Annotated in this window: 18 protein-coding genes; 4 read left to right on the top strand and 14 right to left on the bottom strand. The window is 44.9% G+C overall.

What is annotated here, in order from left to right:
- Positions 1-49: 49 nt before the first annotated feature.
- The 4 genes from CS562_RS24890 to CS562_RS24875 all read right to left on the bottom strand — a co-directional run bounded on the left by CS562_RS24890 (position 50) and on the right by CS562_RS24875 (position 2,669).
- On the bottom strand, positions 50-1,042 hold the full coding sequence (locus tag CS562_RS24890; RefSeq protein WP_099858499.1) for a VanZ family protein: 993 nt from the start codon (positions 1,040-1,042) through the stop codon (positions 50-52).
- A 196-nt stretch (positions 1,043-1,238) separates the two neighbouring features.
- Positions 1,239-1,625, bottom strand: coding sequence for a DUF5071 domain-containing protein (locus CS562_RS24885; protein WP_257219599.1), 387 nt, complete (start codon positions 1,623-1,625; stop codon positions 1,239-1,241).
- A 41-nt stretch (positions 1,626-1,666) separates the two neighbouring features.
- Positions 1,667-2,245 carry a DUF3221 domain-containing protein gene (locus CS562_RS24880; protein WP_099858497.1) on the bottom strand — a complete coding sequence of 193 codons (579 nt, stop codon included), beginning with the start codon at positions 2,243-2,245 and terminating at the stop codon, positions 1,667-1,669.
- Between the two features lie 103 nt (positions 2,246-2,348).
- Positions 2,349-2,669, bottom strand: coding sequence for a hypothetical protein (locus tag CS562_RS24875; RefSeq protein ID WP_099858496.1), 321 nt, complete (start codon positions 2,667-2,669; stop codon positions 2,349-2,351).
- A gap of 166 nt (positions 2,670-2,835) precedes the next feature.
- On the opposite strand from CS562_RS24875, the gene CS562_RS24870 reads away from it, so the two are divergent.
- Positions 2,836-3,831 (top strand): ABC transporter substrate-binding protein, encoded by a 996-nt coding sequence (locus CS562_RS24870; protein ID WP_076288183.1) that lies wholly within the window; start codon positions 2,836-2,838, stop codon positions 3,829-3,831.
- A 215-nt stretch (positions 3,832-4,046) separates the two neighbouring features.
- Positions 4,047-5,840 carry an AraC family transcriptional regulator gene (locus CS562_RS24865; RefSeq protein ID WP_099858495.1) on the top strand — a complete coding sequence of 598 codons (1,794 nt, stop codon included), beginning with the start codon at positions 4,047-4,049 and terminating at the stop codon, positions 5,838-5,840.
- 164 nt (positions 5,841-6,004) lie between these two features.
- Here CS562_RS24865 and CS562_RS24860 read toward each other — a convergent pair whose 3' ends face one another.
- From CS562_RS24860 to CS562_RS24845, 4 genes are all read right to left on the bottom strand, one after another.
- The gene (locus CS562_RS24860; RefSeq protein WP_099858494.1) at positions 6,005-7,720 is read right to left on the bottom strand and encodes an ABC transporter ATP-binding protein; all 1,716 of its coding nucleotides are present in this window, start codon (positions 7,718-7,720) and stop codon (positions 6,005-6,007) included.
- Between the two features lie 44 nt (positions 7,721-7,764).
- Positions 7,765-8,796 carry a FecCD family ABC transporter permease gene (locus CS562_RS24855; RefSeq protein WP_024631187.1) on the bottom strand — a complete coding sequence of 344 codons (1,032 nt, stop codon included), beginning with the start codon at positions 8,794-8,796 and terminating at the stop codon, positions 7,765-7,767.
- 2 nt (positions 8,797-8,798) lie between these two features.
- Positions 8,799-9,854 carry a FecCD family ABC transporter permease gene (locus tag CS562_RS24850; protein WP_063565538.1) on the bottom strand — a complete coding sequence of 352 codons (1,056 nt, stop codon included), beginning with the start codon at positions 9,852-9,854 and terminating at the stop codon, positions 8,799-8,801.
- A 239-nt stretch (positions 9,855-10,093) separates the two neighbouring features.
- On the bottom strand, positions 10,094-10,831 hold the full coding sequence (locus tag CS562_RS24845) for a glycerophosphodiester phosphodiesterase (RefSeq protein ID WP_099858493.1): 738 nt from the start codon (positions 10,829-10,831) through the stop codon (positions 10,094-10,096).
- Between the two features lie 219 nt (positions 10,832-11,050).
- Between CS562_RS24845 and CS562_RS24840 the strand changes: the two genes are divergently transcribed.
- Positions 11,051-11,383, top strand: coding sequence for a hypothetical protein (locus CS562_RS24840; RefSeq protein WP_076288179.1), 333 nt, complete (start codon positions 11,051-11,053; stop codon positions 11,381-11,383).
- Between the two features lie 172 nt (positions 11,384-11,555).
- Here the strand turns inward: CS562_RS24840 and CS562_RS33210 are convergent, their stop codons facing one another.
- The 5 genes from CS562_RS33210 to CS562_RS24820 all read right to left on the bottom strand — a co-directional run bounded on the left by CS562_RS33210 (position 11,556) and on the right by CS562_RS24820 (position 15,249).
- On the bottom strand, positions 11,556-11,687 hold the full coding sequence (locus CS562_RS33210) for a YjcZ family sporulation protein (RefSeq protein ID WP_211754062.1): 132 nt from the start codon (positions 11,685-11,687) through the stop codon (positions 11,556-11,558).
- Between the two features lie 98 nt (positions 11,688-11,785).
- On the bottom strand, positions 11,786-12,370 hold the full coding sequence (locus tag CS562_RS24835; protein ID WP_076288178.1) for an LOG family protein: 585 nt from the start codon (positions 12,368-12,370) through the stop codon (positions 11,786-11,788).
- Positions 12,371-12,687: 317 nt separating this feature from the next.
- Positions 12,688-13,107 carry a hypothetical protein gene (locus tag CS562_RS24830; protein WP_064636507.1) on the bottom strand — a complete coding sequence of 140 codons (420 nt, stop codon included), beginning with the start codon at positions 13,105-13,107 and terminating at the stop codon, positions 12,688-12,690.
- Between the two features lie 20 nt (positions 13,108-13,127).
- Complete coding sequence (gene ung, locus CS562_RS24825; RefSeq protein WP_099858511.1) at positions 13,128-13,796, bottom strand: uracil-DNA glycosylase; 669 nt, start codon at positions 13,794-13,796, stop codon at positions 13,128-13,130.
- A gap of 232 nt (positions 13,797-14,028) precedes the next feature.
- Entirely contained in the window at positions 14,029-15,249 is a 1,221-nt protein-coding gene (locus CS562_RS24820; RefSeq protein WP_099858492.1) for a MalY/PatB family protein, read from the bottom strand.
- A 246-nt stretch (positions 15,250-15,495) separates the two neighbouring features.
- Here CS562_RS24820 and CS562_RS24815 point away from each other — a divergent pair, with 246 nt between their 5' ends.
- The gene (locus CS562_RS24815; protein ID WP_072735384.1) at positions 15,496-16,203 is read left to right on the top strand and encodes a helix-turn-helix domain-containing protein; all 708 of its coding nucleotides are present in this window, start codon (positions 15,496-15,498) and stop codon (positions 16,201-16,203) included.
- A gap of 155 nt (positions 16,204-16,358) precedes the next feature.
- On the opposite strand, the gene CS562_RS24810 is transcribed toward CS562_RS24815, so the two are convergent.
- The gene (locus tag CS562_RS24810) at positions 16,359-19,280 is read right to left on the bottom strand and encodes an insulinase family protein (RefSeq protein WP_099858491.1); all 2,922 of its coding nucleotides are present in this window, start codon (positions 19,278-19,280) and stop codon (positions 16,359-16,361) included.
- Between the last annotated feature and the right edge of the window lie 49 nt (positions 19,281-19,329).

Here is a 19,329-nt window from a genome sequence, read left to right as displayed (position 1 = left end):
CTCGGATCTTGCTGCTTCAGTGGCAGGATCGAGGGCTATTATTGATATATTAAAACATGGATTTAATGCTGTTGATGAACTTTTGCCCTGTGTTTGACTCTGTCAGTGTAATGTCCCACATCACTATATTGGTCACCGGATTTGAACCATCGGATATTACTTTTATAGTCAGTTCATTAACTCCCTTTAACGGAGTTTGAAAAGAGTCAGGATGGTTCTCCCCACTGTTTGCTGATACAACCAAAGAATAAATTTCTGTGCCATCGGCGATAAAGCTTACTGTTATAGTCTCATGGCTTGCTCTTCGGACAACATCGTCCGGTATAGCGAAATAACCTTTCATATTTTTGTATTTTTGATTTAAGAGATATGAAAACTCATTCGTTTTTTGTTTTTCTCTACTGTACAGATTGATTTGAGGCTCGACATTGGTTTGGCCTACTTTAAAACTGGAGAGTTCTTCATCCCATACTACAGCCCCATCGCTCGAAACAATTTCATTCAGTGCAACACTTTTTCCGTCAACATTATCTAAATAATGATTGAGGCCGCCAACAACAGTGATCGTACTTATTGAAAAAATAATCGCTGTCAGGAAGATTCGAATAAGTCCTTTTAATGTATTCCGATGATGCTTTACTATCCGCTGTGCTCCATATCCAACGGCAGCCCCTAAAGTATTAATCAGGATATCGTCTATGTCAAACGCACCTAAACGGGAAATCATTTGCAATGTCTCTAACATCGTAATGCAGAGAATGAATATGCTGATAAAGCGAATAAACCCACAGCGAAAGAGGAGCGGAATGACCATCCCGAAGGGGATGAATGCTACAAAGTTCCCCATTTCAAAAAACCATATCTTAAAATCTCTCCCCATTGGAAAATGTAAAGGAATTCCTTCAGGGGTTAAGCTGTATCGCCAGCCCTGATCAGTACTGGCCGAGCTTCTATCGAAGCCCAGGAATAAGAAATACAATGTTAAACAAGTATACAAAGATAACAATACAATGATGAATTTTCTTGACTTTCCTTGATACAAAATAAAAATCACACCTTCTTTTTTTCAATAAACTTCCACATCATCAAATCATTCCACGCTACAATCTGCTGAACTCAAATTTCTCCTTGATTTCTTGGTAACCCTGAAAGGTTGTGCCGTTCAAGGTTGTTTGCACTGCTGCTTCGTATGAACTATTCTGAATCACAAAATGAAAAATACGCTTCTTATTGGCTTGTTATTGTATTTTATTCAGCAATGGTATTATAACCTCATCCAATTCCTCAAGCATCTCATCCTCTGTAGGATTTTTCAAAATTCTTTCCAAATCAACCTTCAAAACTATTAGATATCGCGAAGGCAATCTTCTGATTAAACCAGTAAGCATAAAATATTCCCACTGTGGATCTTTGGTTTTAAATACATTTTGAATATGAGGAATAAGTTCTTCTCCAAATCTTAAAAGTAAATCTTCTACGGATCTGGCAATGGGCCAATTCCCATCTTGCAACCACTCCATAAGCTCAGGAATGATATCTCTCAACTCTTCATTACTTAATTCACTTAACTTACGCACCGCTTCATAATCATGTTTGTCGCGGGGAAGCCATTCTCTAACATTCAGACCTATCTCCTCTTTTCATCCAACATTGAAATCCTACATCCTTACTCTTGCTCCCCTACTGGCTCAATGTCTTCTACTTTTACTTCTATTGGATCCTGAGCATTCGACGTTGACATTGCATCTCTCATACGAATGGTCCATGTTCCTATATCCTCATTAAAATCGACATTCTCAATTACAGGAATACGTACTTGCTCTCCGTCTGATGAGTACAATCCAGCCCGGATAGCATCCGCCTCACTCATATGAGCACCATCTGGGGTGGCCGGGCAAGATACAGCAATCGCTTCCGCTCTGGCCTGCCCGGGATAGGGCTGATTTTCCGGGCTGCCATCCGTCCAAATCTCAACATAGGAGCCGATCTGCGGATTAGGCGCATTGGAGAACCATTTTGCCGTATAATACCGACTTTCTCCTTTGTTCGCACCGAAGTCTTCATATGCAGGATCAACCACTAGAATGGAATTGCCTTCGCGGGCAACCACATAACCAGTGAATCCATCTTCACTTGGTGTATTCGCTTGAGTTTGCACTGAATTACAATCTTTATATCCCGAGCATCCGGGAAGGCATACGATCAGGATCGAAAGCGATATCAGAACTCGATGAAGATGGGACATATGTAAATCCCCCTTATTTAAACCTATTTCTAATTTCAACGTTCAATATATGCTTATAGTTGCATGCGAACATAGGTTTATCATAAACATGAGGGCAACAAAATCACTTCTTTCTGTACTGCTTATACCCATACCTTCCCCAGATCACTAATGCCACACATAATAAAATTGCACAGTATCCCCAGATAAAAAACAGAGCGAGCCCCAAGCCGATATTAGCCCCTATATAGCCTCCACGTAACTCCGTATATAACGCATAACCCAATGGGACGCTGCCTACAACAAAAAGTCCGATGAACCACCCGCCCCAACGTTTGGAAACAGATCCCCCTCTATCTCTATCTTTGGAATTCTTTTGTACGCCTTGAACCAGGATAATCAGCAATAAAATCAATACTAACCAGGTTATGAAAATATAGAACATAGCGATTGTCTCCTCTCTTCACTTTCTTCTATTTTTGTACAAAGGTTTTCCGCCTGTTTGTCCATTGTACTGCCATCCCGCTTTCGATAAACTGATCACATTCGAACTAAATTGATAATGATTATCATTATCCAATAAGTAACCAGTTACGGGAGGAATTCAAACGATGAAAGCAACACGTAAGCTCGGTACCCTTACACTCATGATTACCCTGATTGGAGCACTGTTATCAGCCTGTGGTAGCCAAGCAGAACCATCCACTACAACCGCTGAAGCAAAATCAGGTGAGTCTACCACCTCAACTCAAGCGGAGTCCGGACAAAGTGAAACCAAAAGTTACACCGACTCCCTGGGCCACACGGTAGAGATTCCGGTTAACGCCAAACGTATTATTTTCACAGGCAGTGATCTTGGAGACTTGCTCGCCCTGGATGTTAAACCTGTAGGAGCGGCCCTGGGGATTATTGGTGACCAGATCGCGTATCCCGAATTACTGGATGGCATTGAAGATGTAGGCGACTTGCAAGGTGATTTGGAGAAAATCACTTCACTAAGTCCTGATTTGATCCTGTTGGATGCTGGCGGCAGTTATTATGAAGAGAACCAATATACCTTGTTGTCGAAGATTGCTCCGACAGTAACCTATGACCGTCTGTCAACCAATGAACGTGTGAAAGTCTTCGGTGACATTCTGGGGAAAGAGCAGGCCGCCGAGGACTGGATCGAAACCTATGCAGAGCAATTCGAGCAAGTACGCAATCAGCTTGATTTGCCCACAGGTGTTACCGCATCCGTCTTTCTCCAGCTTGGCAAAGACATGTACGTAATGGGCAACAGCGCACTTGCCGAAACGGTGTATGATACATTGCAGTTTACCCCTGCTCCCAAAGTAAAAGAATCCCTGATTGATAAAAATGAACCATTTGCCAATATCTCCAGCGAGCTGCTGCCGGAATTTGCAGGAGAATACTTGTTTGTGCTCACGGATCTGTCAGAGGAAGAGCGGAATAACAGTGACTCCATCATGACGACCGATATCTGGAAGTCCATCCCGGCTGTCAAAAATAATAAAGTCTACTATCTTAATACCAAATGGAACTTTGATGATCCAATTACCAAAGAACGACTGATGGACGAGCTGCCTTCAATACTAGGTAAATAACACAACCATTCCCGAAGCGTGATGTTCCTCTGGATAAATCATTTTCCACAGCAGCATGAACTGCAGAAATACTATTGCCCTCCACTTATGACCGGAGCATTCCCTGGACACAGGAGCCCTCCGGTTATTTGCCATTGAAAAAAAACGATTCTTTATATACAATCAACTATAATTGATAACTATTCTCAATAAATACGCCATGAAAAGAGGATTCCGTGTTGAGACGACCGGCCCAGAATACTTCGGAACTTCTGTCTTTATCCTATGCCAACTCTCGATCCCATTTGCTCAGCAATCTGCTGACATCAAACAACTCCTCCGTTTTTGAAAAGCATTCTCTGCTCTCGTTTACATCGGGAAAAGGAACTTTATATATACAGGACATCCCTGTGCCCGTCAAAAAGGGAACCACCTTGCTCCTGCATCCCCGGACTCGGATTCAATTAACCGGCGACGAACAGTTAGACGGAATCCATATCTCTTTTGACGTATTTGCCAGAGGCTGCAATCAACCAGCAACTGCTTTGAACAGTCTTTTTCCTTACGGGCAACCGATTCCTATTCGGCCGTTCGCTCAATATGTTCATTTGCTTGAACAACATGCTGGATTGGAAGAGTACACATCAGATGAGCTGCAACAGTTCAGACAACAGATTATTGTACAGGAATTGATCGTGCTTTTGCTGGAAAACGCCCAGACCGTTCGCAAAAATCCCCATCCGGATGAATCGGTGCGTGCCACCATTCAATATATCGGGCAACATTATACCGAATCACTTACAGTTGAACAACTTGCAACACAAGCCGGTATGGCACGTTCACAATATAGTTCACGCTTCCAGAGCATAACGGGGTATAAACCGCTGGACTATATTACCCGGTTACGAATCGAACAGGCCAAAACCCTGTTGATGCGTACAGATGATCCTTTACGAGAGATCGCTCGCAGTGTAGGGTTCAGCGATGAGTACTATTTCAATCGGCGATTCAGCCAGATGACGGGATGTTCACCCAAACAATATGTTCGTCAGCATCGCAGCGACAGAAGTTTTAAATCCACCTGGAACGCTTCTATAACTTCTCCTGACACTCGCTCGGAAAACCTATGGCCTGCTCGTCCCGTACAGGCACCATCTGACTCAGAGCATGCAGCTGTTCCATCCTTTCCATCGACTCAACCCGTTGCTGATCACCTTGTGCTTGTGCCATCCAAATCGACATCACACTCTCCCAAAATTGTCACAATGGGCAGTATGGTCGGACACATACTGACACTGGGCATTCGACCTGTTGGCGCAGAGCTCACCATTATCCGTCATCAAGTCGTGTACCGGAATCAATTACAGCTGATTGAAGATGTCGGTGTGATCAACAGTGCTTCGGTTATTGCAGGTCTGGAGCCTGACCTTATTATCTATGAGCATCGATCAGATGCGATGAAAGAATTGCTTGAACAGGTGGCGCCAACACTAACGATTAATCCTGCAAGTAATACCGCCGAGCAGCTGCGCTGTATTGCGAAGCACGTGGGTGAAGAGCAGAGAGCGGAACAATGGATTGCTCATTATGAAGAGAAACACGAACAGATGTGGAGACGGCTGGGCAGAAAAACCGGAACGGAAGAATCAGCCACTGTACTGCTTGATTTGGAAGGAGAATGGTATGTCATGGGGATTCAGGGATTTCCACTAACACTCTATCATCCTCTTGGGTTCACCCCTCCCGAGAGAGTGGCCTCACTGATGAAGAACCAGGTTCGGTTTCTCCAAATTCAGAAGCATGAACTTGCTGATTATGCAGGTGACCGCCTTTTCGTATTAACCTCCAGCCCCCGTCGTCATGACGCCCATCTGCGACAACTTCTCGAACAGACCAGCTGGGCTGATTTACCTGCCTCAGTCCGTGCACACACGTATACGACAAACGCAAAATGGAACTTCGATGACCCAATCACCAGAGATCGTTTGCTCAAAGTCATGCCACGTATTTTAAAGCATCCACTAACTTAGATACGTAAACGTAATTTGCTGCTCCCGCCAACAGGCATAACGTGATATAAAAAAATACAAAAAAAAAACGCCTTCGCTTACTCAGGATAATGAGTAGATGAAGGCGTTAATTTTTAATTTATATACAGCTTTCTTATATTGCTTCCACAAACGCTCAGTTACGTTCAGGCACCAAACTGTGCATAATGCAGACGGCTGTATACTCCACCCGCTTGAAGCAACTCCTCATGTCTGCCCTGCTCCGTGATTCCCTGTTCGGCAACAACAATAATGCGATCCGCATTTTTGATCGTAGCCAATCTATGGGCAATAACCAGGGTAGTCCGTCCTTCAGACAATTCCGCAAGGGATTGCTGGATCGCCGCTTCTGTCTCCGTATCCAATGCAGATGTAGCTTCGTCCAAAATTAGAATCGGAGGATTTTTCAGGAACATACGCGCAATGGACAAACGCTGTTTCTGTCCGCCGGACAGTTTCACACCGCGTTCACCAATTAACGTATCCATTCCTTCCGGCATGGAAGTGATCAGTGTTTCCATCTGTGCACGACGAGCTGCCATCCAGATTTCTTCTTCTGTTGCATCCAGCTTGCCATACGCAATATTCTCACGAACTGTTCCGTCAAACAGGAACACGTCCTGCTGAACAATTCCGATCTGACTGCGCAATGAATCCAGCGTCATGTCTTGAATCTCCTGACCATCGATCGTGATGCGACCTTCCAGCACATCATAGAAACGAGGCAGCAGACTGCACAGCGTTGTTTTCCCTGCACCGGATGGTCCTACAAGGGCCACGGTTTCGCCGGCGTGAATATTCAGATCAATCCCTTTAAGAACAGGCTCCTGGTCCGAATAGCCAAAGGTCACCTGCTCATAACGGATATCTCCACGCAGATGAGATACTGTAGTGGCACCCGGTCGATCTTCAACGTCCGGCTCCATATCGAGCAATTCCGTATAACGTTTGAAACCTGCAATCCCTTTTGGATACGTCTCAATAACGGAATTGATCTTCTGAATGGGTGTAAGAAACACATTGGACAGCATAATAAATGCAATAAACTGACCGTAGCTCATACTGCCATTAATAACAAACCATGTGCCACATACCAGCACAAAGAGGGATACCAGCTTCATCAGCATATAACTGATGGAAGAGTTCCAGGCCATGATTTTGTACGCGATCAGTTTGGTCTGACGGAAACGGCTGTTGTTTACAGCGAATTGTGCTTTTTCATGCTCTTCATTAGCAAAAGCCTGAACCACGCGAATACCACTTACATTGTTTTCTACACGTGCATTGAAATCTGCTATATCCCCGAACATTCGGCTAAATGCCTTGGACATCTTGCTGCCAAAATACAAAGATAGATAAATAATGAGCGGCACGATGATAAATGTTAACACAGCCAGATTTCCGTTAATGCTCATCATGATGCTGAATGCACCGATCAGCGTCATTACTGCGATAAATACATCCTCCGGACCATGATGGGCAATCTCGCCAATATCCATGAGGTCATTGGTCATACGAGAGACTAGGTGTCCGGTTTTGGTATTGTCAAAGAAACGGAATGATAACTTCTGTACGTGATTAAAGAGCGCTTTACGCATATCGGTCTCTATGTTAATACCAAGCTTATGTCCCCAGTATGTAACAACAAAGTTGAGGAACGAGTTTAATAGATAGATCGCGAGCAGGGCAAGACATGCCCATAATATCCAGTCCCAGCGTCCCCCTGGCAAAAGGTCATCCACGACTCTATTAACTGCCAGCGGAAAGGCTAGTTCCAGCAGAGCTACGAAAATCGCGCAGCTAAAGTCCAGAATGAACAGCTTTTTGTAAGGCCTGTAATAGGCAAAGAAACGGCGAAGCATGGACTGAAGTCCTCCTTATAGCAACCATACCACATGATTGCTTTCTATTTCGTTTTGCTCAAGAGATACAGGAAGTACGGGGCACCAATGATGGCAACCAGAATACCTGCTGGAATCTCTGAAGGCTGCAAAATTACGCGTCCCAGCGTATCTGCAACAAGCACGAGCAATGATCCGACTAATGCAGATGCAGGCAAAAGGAACTGATGTTTTGGTCCCACGAGACGACGTGCCAGGTGTGGGCCGATTAGACCCACAAAACCAATGCCGCCACTGACGGATACACATGATCCGGCCAGTCCCACGGCAGCAGCCAGCAGGATCAGTCTTTCACGCTCCACCGGTGCGCCGAGACCACTCGCTGTTTGATCACCCAGGTTCAGTACATTGAGCACACGGGCTTTATACAGAACAAGCGGCACAAGGACAATGAGAAACGGCAACAACGCCGTTACGAATTTCCAGTTGGAACCCCAGATGCTACCTGCCATCCAGGTGGCCACAAATTGATACTTCTCCGGACTGAGCCGAAGTGTTAGTACGATCATGGCTGAGCTGATTCCTGCCGCTACACCAATCCCTGTAAGCAACATGCGCGTAGGCATGAGACCTTCTCCCTTTTTGTAAGAGAGCACATAAATCAAAAATGCAGCAAACGTTGCACCGATCAGAGCCAGGATTGGCAGCAAAAATACGGGAGCCGCCGTTGTTGTCGGGAAGAAGGAAACAAACAACATAACAACCAATCCGGCTCCAGCGTTGATACCGAGAATTCCTGGATCAGCCAGAGGATTTCGGGATACCCCCTGTAGAATACAACCGGATAGCGCAAGTCCCGCACCAACCAGAACTGAAATGACGATACGCGGCAAACGGAATTCAAACAAGATCAGTTCCTGCTTAGCAGTCCCACCGCCAAACAAGGTCCGCATAACCTCAAGCGGAGAAAGCCGAGTGAACCCTGTATTCATACTGATAATAAAAGCCGTAATAATCAACGCACCAAGCACAATCATGACAATGGTGCTTTTTGTTCTCTTTTTGCGTTCTGCTCCAACCAGAGTTGAGGATTCCATCGTTACAGAGTCCTCCTTTCTTTACGCGCCAGATAGAGGAAGAAAGGTACCCCAATTAGGGCAACCAAGGCGCCAATTGGCGTCTCATATGGCGGGTTAATCATACGTGCAGCCAGATCCGCGAATACGAGCAGTAGACTGCCCATCACTGCGGAACATGGAATAATCCAGCGATAATCGACCCCAACCAATTTACGTGTGAGATGGGGAATGATAAGACCTACAAAACCAACAGCACCCACCACGGACACGGCTGTACCCGCGAGGATCAGGACAACAATCAGACCAACCAGCTTGATCAAGCCAGTACGTTGACCCAATCCAACGGCGATATCTTCTCCCAAGCTAAGCAGCGTAATGGAACGAGAGATAATAATCCCTGCAATAAGCGCCGCCAAAACCCAAGGGAACATGACCTCTAACTGGGACCACTTCGTCCCGGCTACACCGCCAGCTGTCCAGAAAGCGAGGTCTTGTCCAATTTTGAAATACAGTGCAATCCCTTCACTGAGTGCTGATAACATCGCAGACACTGCCGCCCCCGCCAGAACGAGCCGGAGAGGTGTAAGTCCGGATTTAGAAGCTGCACCGAAACCGTAGACCAACAGAACCCCCAGTCCTGCACCAACGAAGGAGTACAGAATGATATACATATATGGCATGCCTGGGAAAAAGGCAAAGCAGACAGCAAGCGCAAATCCCGCGCCAGCATTCAGTCCGAGCAAACCGGAATCTGCCAGCGGGTTACGGGTCATCCCCTGCATAATCGCACCGGCTACTGCGAAGCAGGCACCCACCATCGCTCCCCCAAGAATACGAGGTAACCGAATCTCCCATATGATCTGATGCGGAGTCAGTTCAGGATTAAAGTTAAAAATGGCCTCCCATACAACGCCCAGCTTAATATCTGCGGCCCCAAACGAAATGGATAACGCCATACCCAGCGCGAGCAGTAGAATCCCCCCGGTCAGGATCAATGTGGCAGCCCAGGGACGAGTGTGGATTTTGGCTGTCGGTGATTCCGTAGGTTGACTTGCCGGTGAAACTTTCGAACTCATATGCCCCCACCCTTGTTATGAGTGGTGTAGACAAATCCTATGTACATAACATTCACCTCTCTATTAATACAAAACTGATATTGATATTGATTCTCATTCCCATAGACCATTGTATGTCAACTAACTGTCGCTGGCAATGGACAAATGGGACATGTTTATTGCATAAATGAATTTTTGTACTAAAAAAAGCTGCATGGAGTATAAGAACTCCAATGCAGCACCTTGGTTATTAAAATGAATTAACGACTATGCACCGCAATCAATGCTGCCAAGACATCAGGCACATCCGTAATGATTCCCATTACACCCATGTCGATCAGTTCCTGCATCTGGGCAGGATCATTCACCGTGAACGGATGTGTTGCAATTTCCTGAGCCAGTGCAGCAGCAACTTCTTCTTGTGTTACAGCCAGCTTGTAGGGATGCAGAGCAGAAGCTTCCAGTTTGGCCGCATAATCATATGGGCGGTACAGCTTTTCCATATATAGAATTGCTGTGCGAATTTCCGGGGCAAGACGTTTGCATCTCACTAACGAAGCATGATTGAAGCTGGACAGAATAACCTGTTGTTCCATGTCCCAATCCCGAATCGCTTGTATCAACTTTTCTTCCATTCCTTTATAACTAACAATACCATTTTTCAATTCCAGGTTAAGTAAAATGTCTTTTCCCCGAACCAGATCAAATAATTCTTCCAAAGATGGAATGCGTTCTCCAGCAAAATCGGCATGGAACCAAGCTCCTGCGTCAAGAGTACGCAATTCTTCAATTGATTTATCCTTGACCCAGCCTTCTGCTCCAGCAGTGCGACTTAACGTCTCATCATGTATCAGTACAAGTCTACCATCACTGGAAAGCTGGACATCTGTTTCAATGCCTGTTGCTCCAAGCTGCAAGCTGCGTTCAAAGGCCACCATCGTATTCTCGGGACATACGGCGGATGCTCCCCTATGGGCAATATTTTCAAATCTTTTCATTCCAGCGCCTCCTGAGTTCAACATTAACTCTATGATTATCACTATAAACGCAGTTTGTCATACCTGTATTAACAGAGCGTTTAATTGTATGCTCTGTCCGTGTATAGGGCAACATCTTGGGGGCTGGGGATTCACTCATTTTGTGAACTCAATCTGTAACGCAGACATAATATAGTATCAGTCATAGACAACTGCACTCCGCTGTAAGGAGGTCGCCCATTGAAACCCCTAACGAAGAATAGATCTGTATCTTCCCAATCTTCCTCCAAAAAAGCTCCCTTACCCAGAATTTCTGCCAAAAGCAGATCCGGCAAACCTAGCAGCAAAACAAGAACGCCCCCCGGACCACGCCAATACATGAAAAAGGCATCCGTTCGAGGGCTGTCTGTTCCCGACAAAACAAGTAATCAATCATCTGTTATTAATGAACAGAGTCAACTGGATAAGTTGGCTTTTATCGCTGCCATCCTTGCTCTTATTGCGGCTGCTATTGGACTATACATTGCCTGGAGAACACTCAGTTTGCCGGGTGATACTGTGGTAACGGTCTAACCTCTCTTGCCCTGCTCTGTCTCTCTTTTCCCTAGAGGCGGAGTTCTTTTTTTGCAGACAAAAAAACCGTTCCCCTGAGACGCCGACCGTACCGACGTCTCTTTGGAAAGGCCATTTCTTCACCGGGCATTGCTTCAGCAACTATGTCACTGTCCCGGAATGGCTGACCGAATTACAGTACGAATGTACGAGAGATGATAACGAGCAGGATGAACAACACCAGAATCGCGCCTGTTGATGTCCATGCTCCACCGCCAAAGCCGCCGTATCCGTAACCGTAACCTGTGCCTTTGATTTCGCTCATGAGTGACACTCCCCTCTTTTAAGAAAGTACACTATAGACTATGTTTGGAGAGGGAACTTGCTTGGGCACATCGGAAAGTTTTCCGCTGGAGCGGGTAGTTACTTATCCTGAAGCTGAGACCACTTCTGGGTCAATTGTGCCGGAATATAGGAGGACATCCGGTTCAACAGTTCAGCCGGATCAGATTCAAGACTCCATAGACTGAGATGTGAAGTATTGGAGAATCCTTCATGCACGCTGTGCTCAACCATTTTCATCAACGGCTCATAATATCCGTTTACATTTAACAAACCGACGGGTTTACGATGAATGCCAATTTGTGCCCAGCAAAGAACCTCAAATAGTTCTTCAAATGTACCCATACCACCAGGAAGAGCCACAAATCCGTCGGATAGTTCAGCCATCGTTGCCTTGCGTTCATGCATCGTTCCCACTTCAATCAGCTGCGTAAGACCTCCATGTACGACCTCTCCTCGGAACAATCCAGTTGGCATGACACCAATTACTTCTCCACCTTGCTCCAGAGCAGCATCCGCGACTGCACCCATTAATCCCATACATGAACCGCCATAGACGAGTGCGTACCCATTATCGGCGATCTGTTTACCCAATTTAATAGCCTGCTGTGTGTAATCGGGGTGATTTCCCGGGTTGGAGCCTGCAAAAACACATATACGTTTCAATGGGTTTCACTCCTTCTCATGATCTTTTAGATTGAACTTAAGAATATTTACACTTGCCACTTCGATGACACTCTCTACGTTCTCGTATAAATATTTAGTTCAATTTATCTATTTTAATAATATATAACATGAATGTTATGGGTATGTACAACAGGTTAACAGAACCAATAGACAAAAAAACACCCGACCGTTTGCAGCCGGCCGGGCTCCCATAATTAGTACACATCATTTAGAAGGGGTTGTTACTGTTTACTATAAAGGTCGAACATTAAATCCATATGATCTTTGCATGAAATGAATATTAAATATCAATGGACTTATCGTATTCCACGTCGTGAGCGTACCACAAACATATGCTTGTCCTTGCGAAGTATCCGGCCGTCTGCAAGCTCAACCTGATCATCATCATGACGTATAATCGTTGTGGATAATGCTACAATTTTGGCCCGACGCCAAATCATAACCTGTGATTTGAAATAGATGGCATTTTCAAATTGCACGGCCTTTTTCATCACATATCCAACCTTATGCACCTCGGATCGCGCTTTTTTCAAGGGAAGGCTCTCTTCAGGCAGAGGCCGGATCATTGCGATATTGTCGAACGATACCTTGATCCGCTTGGGTCCGATTCGTACACAATCCGCTTCTTCATCCCACTCGACCAGCGTTCCTTTCAATGGCTCTCGTATGCCGGTTGCACGATATACGGCTACTTTCCGTCCTACCCAATGTCGCAATGCCATCGCCCCCCGTTTGTCTAGTTTTCCGGTATCGTCCAATCAATCGGTTCAATACCTTTGGAGGTCAAAAATTCATTGGCTTTGGAAAAAGGACGACTGCCCAGGAAACCACGATGTGCTGCAAGCGGACTTGGATGCGTAGACTCCAACACCAGGTGTTTATCCCGGTTAATGAATGCCCCTTTCTTCTGGGCATGACTGCCCCAAAGCATAAATACCATCGGTTCTGAACGTTCATTCAATGCCCGGATAACAGCGTCTGTAAACGTCTGCCATCCCAGTCCCTGATGGGAGTTTGGCTGTCCTTCCCGTACCGTCAGAACCGCATTAAGCAGCAGCACGCCCTGCTCTGCCCAATGAACCAGCGATCCGTGATTCGGAATCGGCAGACCCAGATCCGCTTGAAGCTCCTTATATATATTTTTCAAAGAAGGAGGAATGCGCACCCCCGGTCTGACCGAGAAACTTAATCCTTGAGCTTGACCTGCTCCGTGATAAGGGTCCTGACCGATTATAACGGCCTTGACCTTATGATACGGGGTCAGTTTAAGAGCCGAGAACAAATCTTCCTTGGGTGGAAAGATGGTCTGTGTTTTGTACTCGGCGGCGAGTGCATAACGAATGTTGTTGAAATACTCGGCTTCAGTCTCTTCCTGAAGTACCGTGTCCCAATCATTTTCAAACATATGTAAAGGCTCCTTTCCCTGATGAATACATATCCGTGCAGTCCACATAACGAACTGCCACCTGCGTGAGCCGCATCCTACGACTCATAGACTATCCACCATTTTAACATAACCGGGGACAGCAGACCAGAAGTGTACATCAGGGGATAGGTTACCTGTATAACTAACGTTAATTCAGAGTGACAATGGAATAGCTAACGCTGCAAATTGATGCGCTTTGATTCTGTACTATTCAGACTTGAACGGGTACGCCTTCATCTTTATTGACCAATAGAGTACTTATTCTTCTAAGTCCCTCTTCAAGAACCGAACGCGGACATGCCAAGTTTAGACGGATACACCCGCCTCCATTAGCTACAAACATATGCCCATCTTCAAGTAATACCCCCGCTTGTTCAGCGAAAAATAAAGGCAGGTTTACATTTGAGGGGATGTATGCCGTAATATCAATCCATGCCAGATACGTAGCCTCCGGAATATGAAAGACTGCCTGTGGCAGATAACGTTTCACATACTGATCCACAAAGGCAAAATTTTCGTCGAGATACGTTTTCAGCTGTTTCAGCCATTCGTCGCCATGTTCGTAAGCCGCTTGTGTTGCAGCAATGCTCAGCGGATTTTTGAATCCATAATGCCGTTTCTGCCAGATCGTTCGAAGTCCTTCATTTGCAATAATCACGTTGGAGAACATTAGGCCCGCCATGTTGAACGTTTTGCTTGGAGACATACAGGTAATGATTCGATCCGTATCCGGGAACAGCTTGGCAAGAGGTGTATGCTTCTTACCTGTACGCAGCAAATCACAGTGAATTTCATCCGATATTACCCACACGTTATGGTTCAGACAGATCTCACCCACACGTTGTAACTCTTCTGTTGACCATACGCGTCCAGACGGATTATGCGGATTGCAAAAAATACATAACGTGACTTGTTCATCACTGGCTTTGGCTTCAAAATCTGCAAAGTCTATTGAATAATGTCCCTGCTCGTTGATCAAATCTGAGCAAACTAGTTCAAGATGATTATGCTCTGCAGCCGATTTAAAATAACCATAGGAGGGTGTCACAATCAACACCTTTTCATTCGGTTTGCAAATATATTCAACTAATTCATATAGAGCAGGAATGATCCCATGTGATGTCTCCAGATGCTCCTTGGGAAAAGACCAGCCGTAGTATCTGTTCATCCAGTTGGAGACAGCTTCGTAGTATGCCGGATCGAACACCTGGGAGTACCCCATAATTTTCCGGTCCAAACGTTCTTTAACTGCTTCCCGTATTTCGGGAGGTGTGGCAAACTCCATATCTGCAATCCACATGCGAATAAACTCTTCATCCTTAAAGGGAAATTTCATATCTTCTGTTGCATTAAAAATATATTGACGGAAACCATCCGTATTCATGGCATTGGTTCCTGTGCGATCAATAATCTCATCAAAATCATATTTCATAGCCTTCTGCGCCTCTTTCTCTCTGATCTCCATCCTGGGATGAGGTTCTATAGATACATTATTTCATGGCTCAGAAGTTCCATCAAACGCAATACAATCTATTCAGAAGAAACAAATTGATCTTAATGTTTCTTCTGAATAGGTATTTTCATGAAAAAAGTGTTATATTTTTCGTATAGATTGATTTTACCAAGGGGTTTCACCTTTTCTCATATTCTTAAGAAACTTAAAAGAAGGAGATCCGATATGAACACCATCAACAAAGAAGTGGGCAAGAAAATCCGTAATTTTCGCAAATGGAAAGGATTAACGGTTCAGCAGCTGGCGGATCAGATTCACAAAAGTAAAGCTACTCTGTCCAAATATGAGAGCGGTGATATTACACTTGATGTGGTCACGCTGCATCAAATTGCTGATTCATTGAACATTCAGGTGGAGCAGCTGCTGTATATCGAGCCCAAGCAAGCCTCTCCTCTTATGAATACGGTACCGTCCAGCTTTTTCAAAAATTCCACGCGGTTTTATTCGTATTTTTATGACGGGCGCAATAACAGCCTCATTCGTTGTGTCATTGACATGATGGCACAGTCGGACGCGAATCGTTATCGAACCGTGATGTATATGAACGTCAAGAATTTTGAAAATTACCAAGAATGCGAAAATATGTATTGGGGCCACACCGAGCATTACGACACACTCACCACGCTGATTCTGAAAAATCAGGCTACACCGCTGGAGAATCTGTATATTAACATTCTGGCATCTTTTCAGGAGTCTGAGAAAAAGTGGGGATTGATGGCAGGTGTTTCCTTCCGCCCCTTTATGCCCATCGCTTTAAAAATGCTATTCTCTCGAACGCCCTTGCCTGAGAATCAGGAGTTATATAACGAGCTAAAAATGTCTAAGGAAGATCTGCGCACGTTAAAGATCTATAATATGCTCGCCGTCACCTAAATTTTCAACAGATGCTGATCCATCAGAGTGGATTAGAAGAGAACCGCCTGTATAACAAGAAAAGGGCGACAGTTATAAGCTATTACAGCTCATAAAAGCGCCCTTTGGGATCAGATGTTTATTACTTCACACTTCGACTTTGATGCATTATTCGATTAGTTCTTGATCAAATCAAGAGTTTCGTCAAATAATTGCTTCTGGTCTTCAATCTTGTTTTCATTACCGATAACACAGCGCTGCTGCTGTTCCAATATGGCGGATACCACTTCCGCAAAACCTACAATGTCACTTTCTGTTGTGCTTAGCACTTCATCCCGTTCTTTCTGAAGATCGGCTTCGGTGACATTAGACAGGTAACATTCCAGAGAGAATGATCCTTCGCCATAAGGCGTTCTTGGTGTATCGAGGTCCTGGATGGCGCCAATGATATATCTCGTCATTTCCCGTGTATCTGCTTTGAAATCCTTCAGGTATTGCGGCATCTCTTCATATACTTTGTATGTTTTTTCGAGATTCGGGTCGCGGTACGATGCTACATAACTGTCTCCGTTACGTCTGAAACCTGACATGCAGCCGTATGCTCCACCCTTGGCCCTGATATTGTTCCACAAGTAATCCAGAGATAGAATCCCCTGCAAGACACGCAGCGAGCCGGTGTACGAATACCCTTTATCGATATAATTACCTGTTTGAACGACATATTGGACTTCAGATGGAGATCTGAATCCTTCTTTGTGATGCACAGGTGTAAATGCCTCTTTTTCTTTGGCAACGTCCTGGGTGAACAGCTTCGCTTTCAAATCGGATACCTGTTTCTCCAAGCCCGCATACCCCTGATCATCTGCAGTGTAACTTACAAGCAAGTTTTCCGGTCTGAAAATAAAGCTAGTCAACGATTGAAGGCTGGTCGACAGTTCTTCTTTTCTTGCCTCAAAGTTCGCTTGAAGCTCCTCAAGCCACTGGTAAAAAGCGATGCCGCTAACTGCTTCCCTGAAGTTTGCGACAGCCGAATGTTTAGAGGTAGAACGGCCAATTCCCGCTGAATGCCCTCCGCTGATCAGATTGCGCTGCAAGTTGCCTTTCAACTGGGCAATAATTTCATATAAACGCTTCGAATCATCAAATTTGGACGTAAACACAATTTCTTTGATCATGTCAAAAGCAAATCCAAGTTTGTCATACAGTACTTTGGCGTTGAATTCATACGTAGCCTTGAAATCACGGTGCTCATGCGCGTTTGCATACGTGCCGATGCCACTATGAATACCCCCGGAATGAATGTGAATTTCATTCGACAATTCATTAAATGAGAAATTCTGAGTGTCGACGTAACCGAGCACACTTTTCAGCAATCCAACATACGGCAGCAAACGCCGTGGGACTTCCTTAATATCGAACAACAGTCTCAGATAACCGATTCCATTCGTATAGATGTTATGGTGCAGTACCGTTGTACCTTCGACCTGATTTACCGTCTGATACAGCGTGGATGCTTTCGGTTCAATATCCTCTATCGACAACGTCGGAATCACCTGCTGTTGTTCCTTGGTTGACGGTGCATTCTGGTACTCGGCGAGAGCCTCGGTTCTCTGAATGAGCTGCTGAATCTCTTCCTGACTCAGTCCCGCCTGAACTGATTTCAGATGTGCTTTCAGTGCTTCCTCTTTGCGTGCGTTCAATCCTTTATCCGGCGTGACAGCAACGAAAGAAGTATGTGTATTTTTCAATAAATACGTATCAATCAACTTCTCAAAGTAACCCTCGGTCATCTTCGTTCTGAGCTCGGCGAATACGTCATTTGCTTCCAAATGAGTAAATGGCGCATCGACATCATACAGCCAGCTTTGCAATGAGGAGAAACCGTAGATTAATCCTTTGGGCATTCTTCCATAATCCGCTTCGCGGTGGTTGAACTCATAGGAATTGATACCTGCGAGCAGCGCTTTTGGATCAAAACCTTCCTTCACCACACGCTCAAGCACCTCTTTTACCGTCCCCAGAAAATCTTCTTTGCTTGCCAGATTACTCTTCTTCAATCCAACGGTGAACACGGGCTGATACAGGCTGTCATCATACGTACCATACACATCTTTTGCAATGCCCTTATCCAGCAAAGCCTGCTTTAAAACCGCTCCTGGAGCGTTAAGCAGTGCATACAGCAAAATTTGAAACGAGATGTTTAATTCCTTGTCCAGACTTGTTCCAATAACCGCATTATAGGTCAAAAAGCTGTTATCCACTTCTGATTCGGTACTTCCGGCAGAATATGTCTTAACTGCGTCCACTCTTTGTCCGAATGCAGGCTGGAGCTGAATGGCAGAATCAATCTCAATTCGATCATACTCACTCAGATAGTTTTCATCTAACCACTGCAATTTCTCTTCCATATCCATATCCCCATACAAATAGATGAAGCTATTGGACGGATGATAGTATCTGGAGTGGAAATCCAGCAAGCCTTGATAAGTCAGATCGGGAATGGCATCAGGAAATCCGCCTGATTCACAGGAATATGTAGTATCCGGGAAAAGTGAATTCAGGACTTCTCTGCGCACAATCCGTTCCGGGGAAGAAAACGCACCCTTCATCTCGTTATATACAACGCCGTTATAGGTTAGCTCATCTTCAGCTGAGGTCAGGTTGTAATTCCAACCCTCCTGCAAAAATATTTTTTCATTATCATAAATATTTGTGTGGAGTACCGCATCCAGATAAATATCCATCAGGTTATGGAAGTCATGATCATTCCGGCTTGCAATCGGATAAATCGTTTTATCTGGATATGTCATCGCATTCAGAAATGTATTAAGAGAACCCTTTAGCAATTCAACAAAGGAATCCTTAGCCGGAAATTTCTTGGAGCCACAAAGTACGGAATGCTCTAGAATGTGAGCTACACCTGTATTGTCTTCCGGAGGAGTACGGAAACCGATACTGAACACTTTATTATCATCCTGATTGGATAAGAGTACAATTTTGGCTCCGGATTTCTGATGTTCCAGGAGATACGCATCTGACTTCAACTCTTCGATTCTACGTTCCTGTAGCACCTTATAGGGCTTAAGCTGTTTCAACATGGGTCGAGTCCTCCGTCCATTAAATTGTTTAGTTTGTTATGCAACCTTG

The sequence above is a fragment of the Paenibacillus sp. LK1 genome (assembly GCF_002750415.1).
Classification (GTDB): Bacteria; Bacillota; Bacilli; order Paenibacillales; family Paenibacillaceae; genus Paenibacillus; species Paenibacillus taichungensis.
Note: the sequence above shows the minus strand (reverse complement) of the source record. Positions and strands in the feature narration are given on the sequence as shown.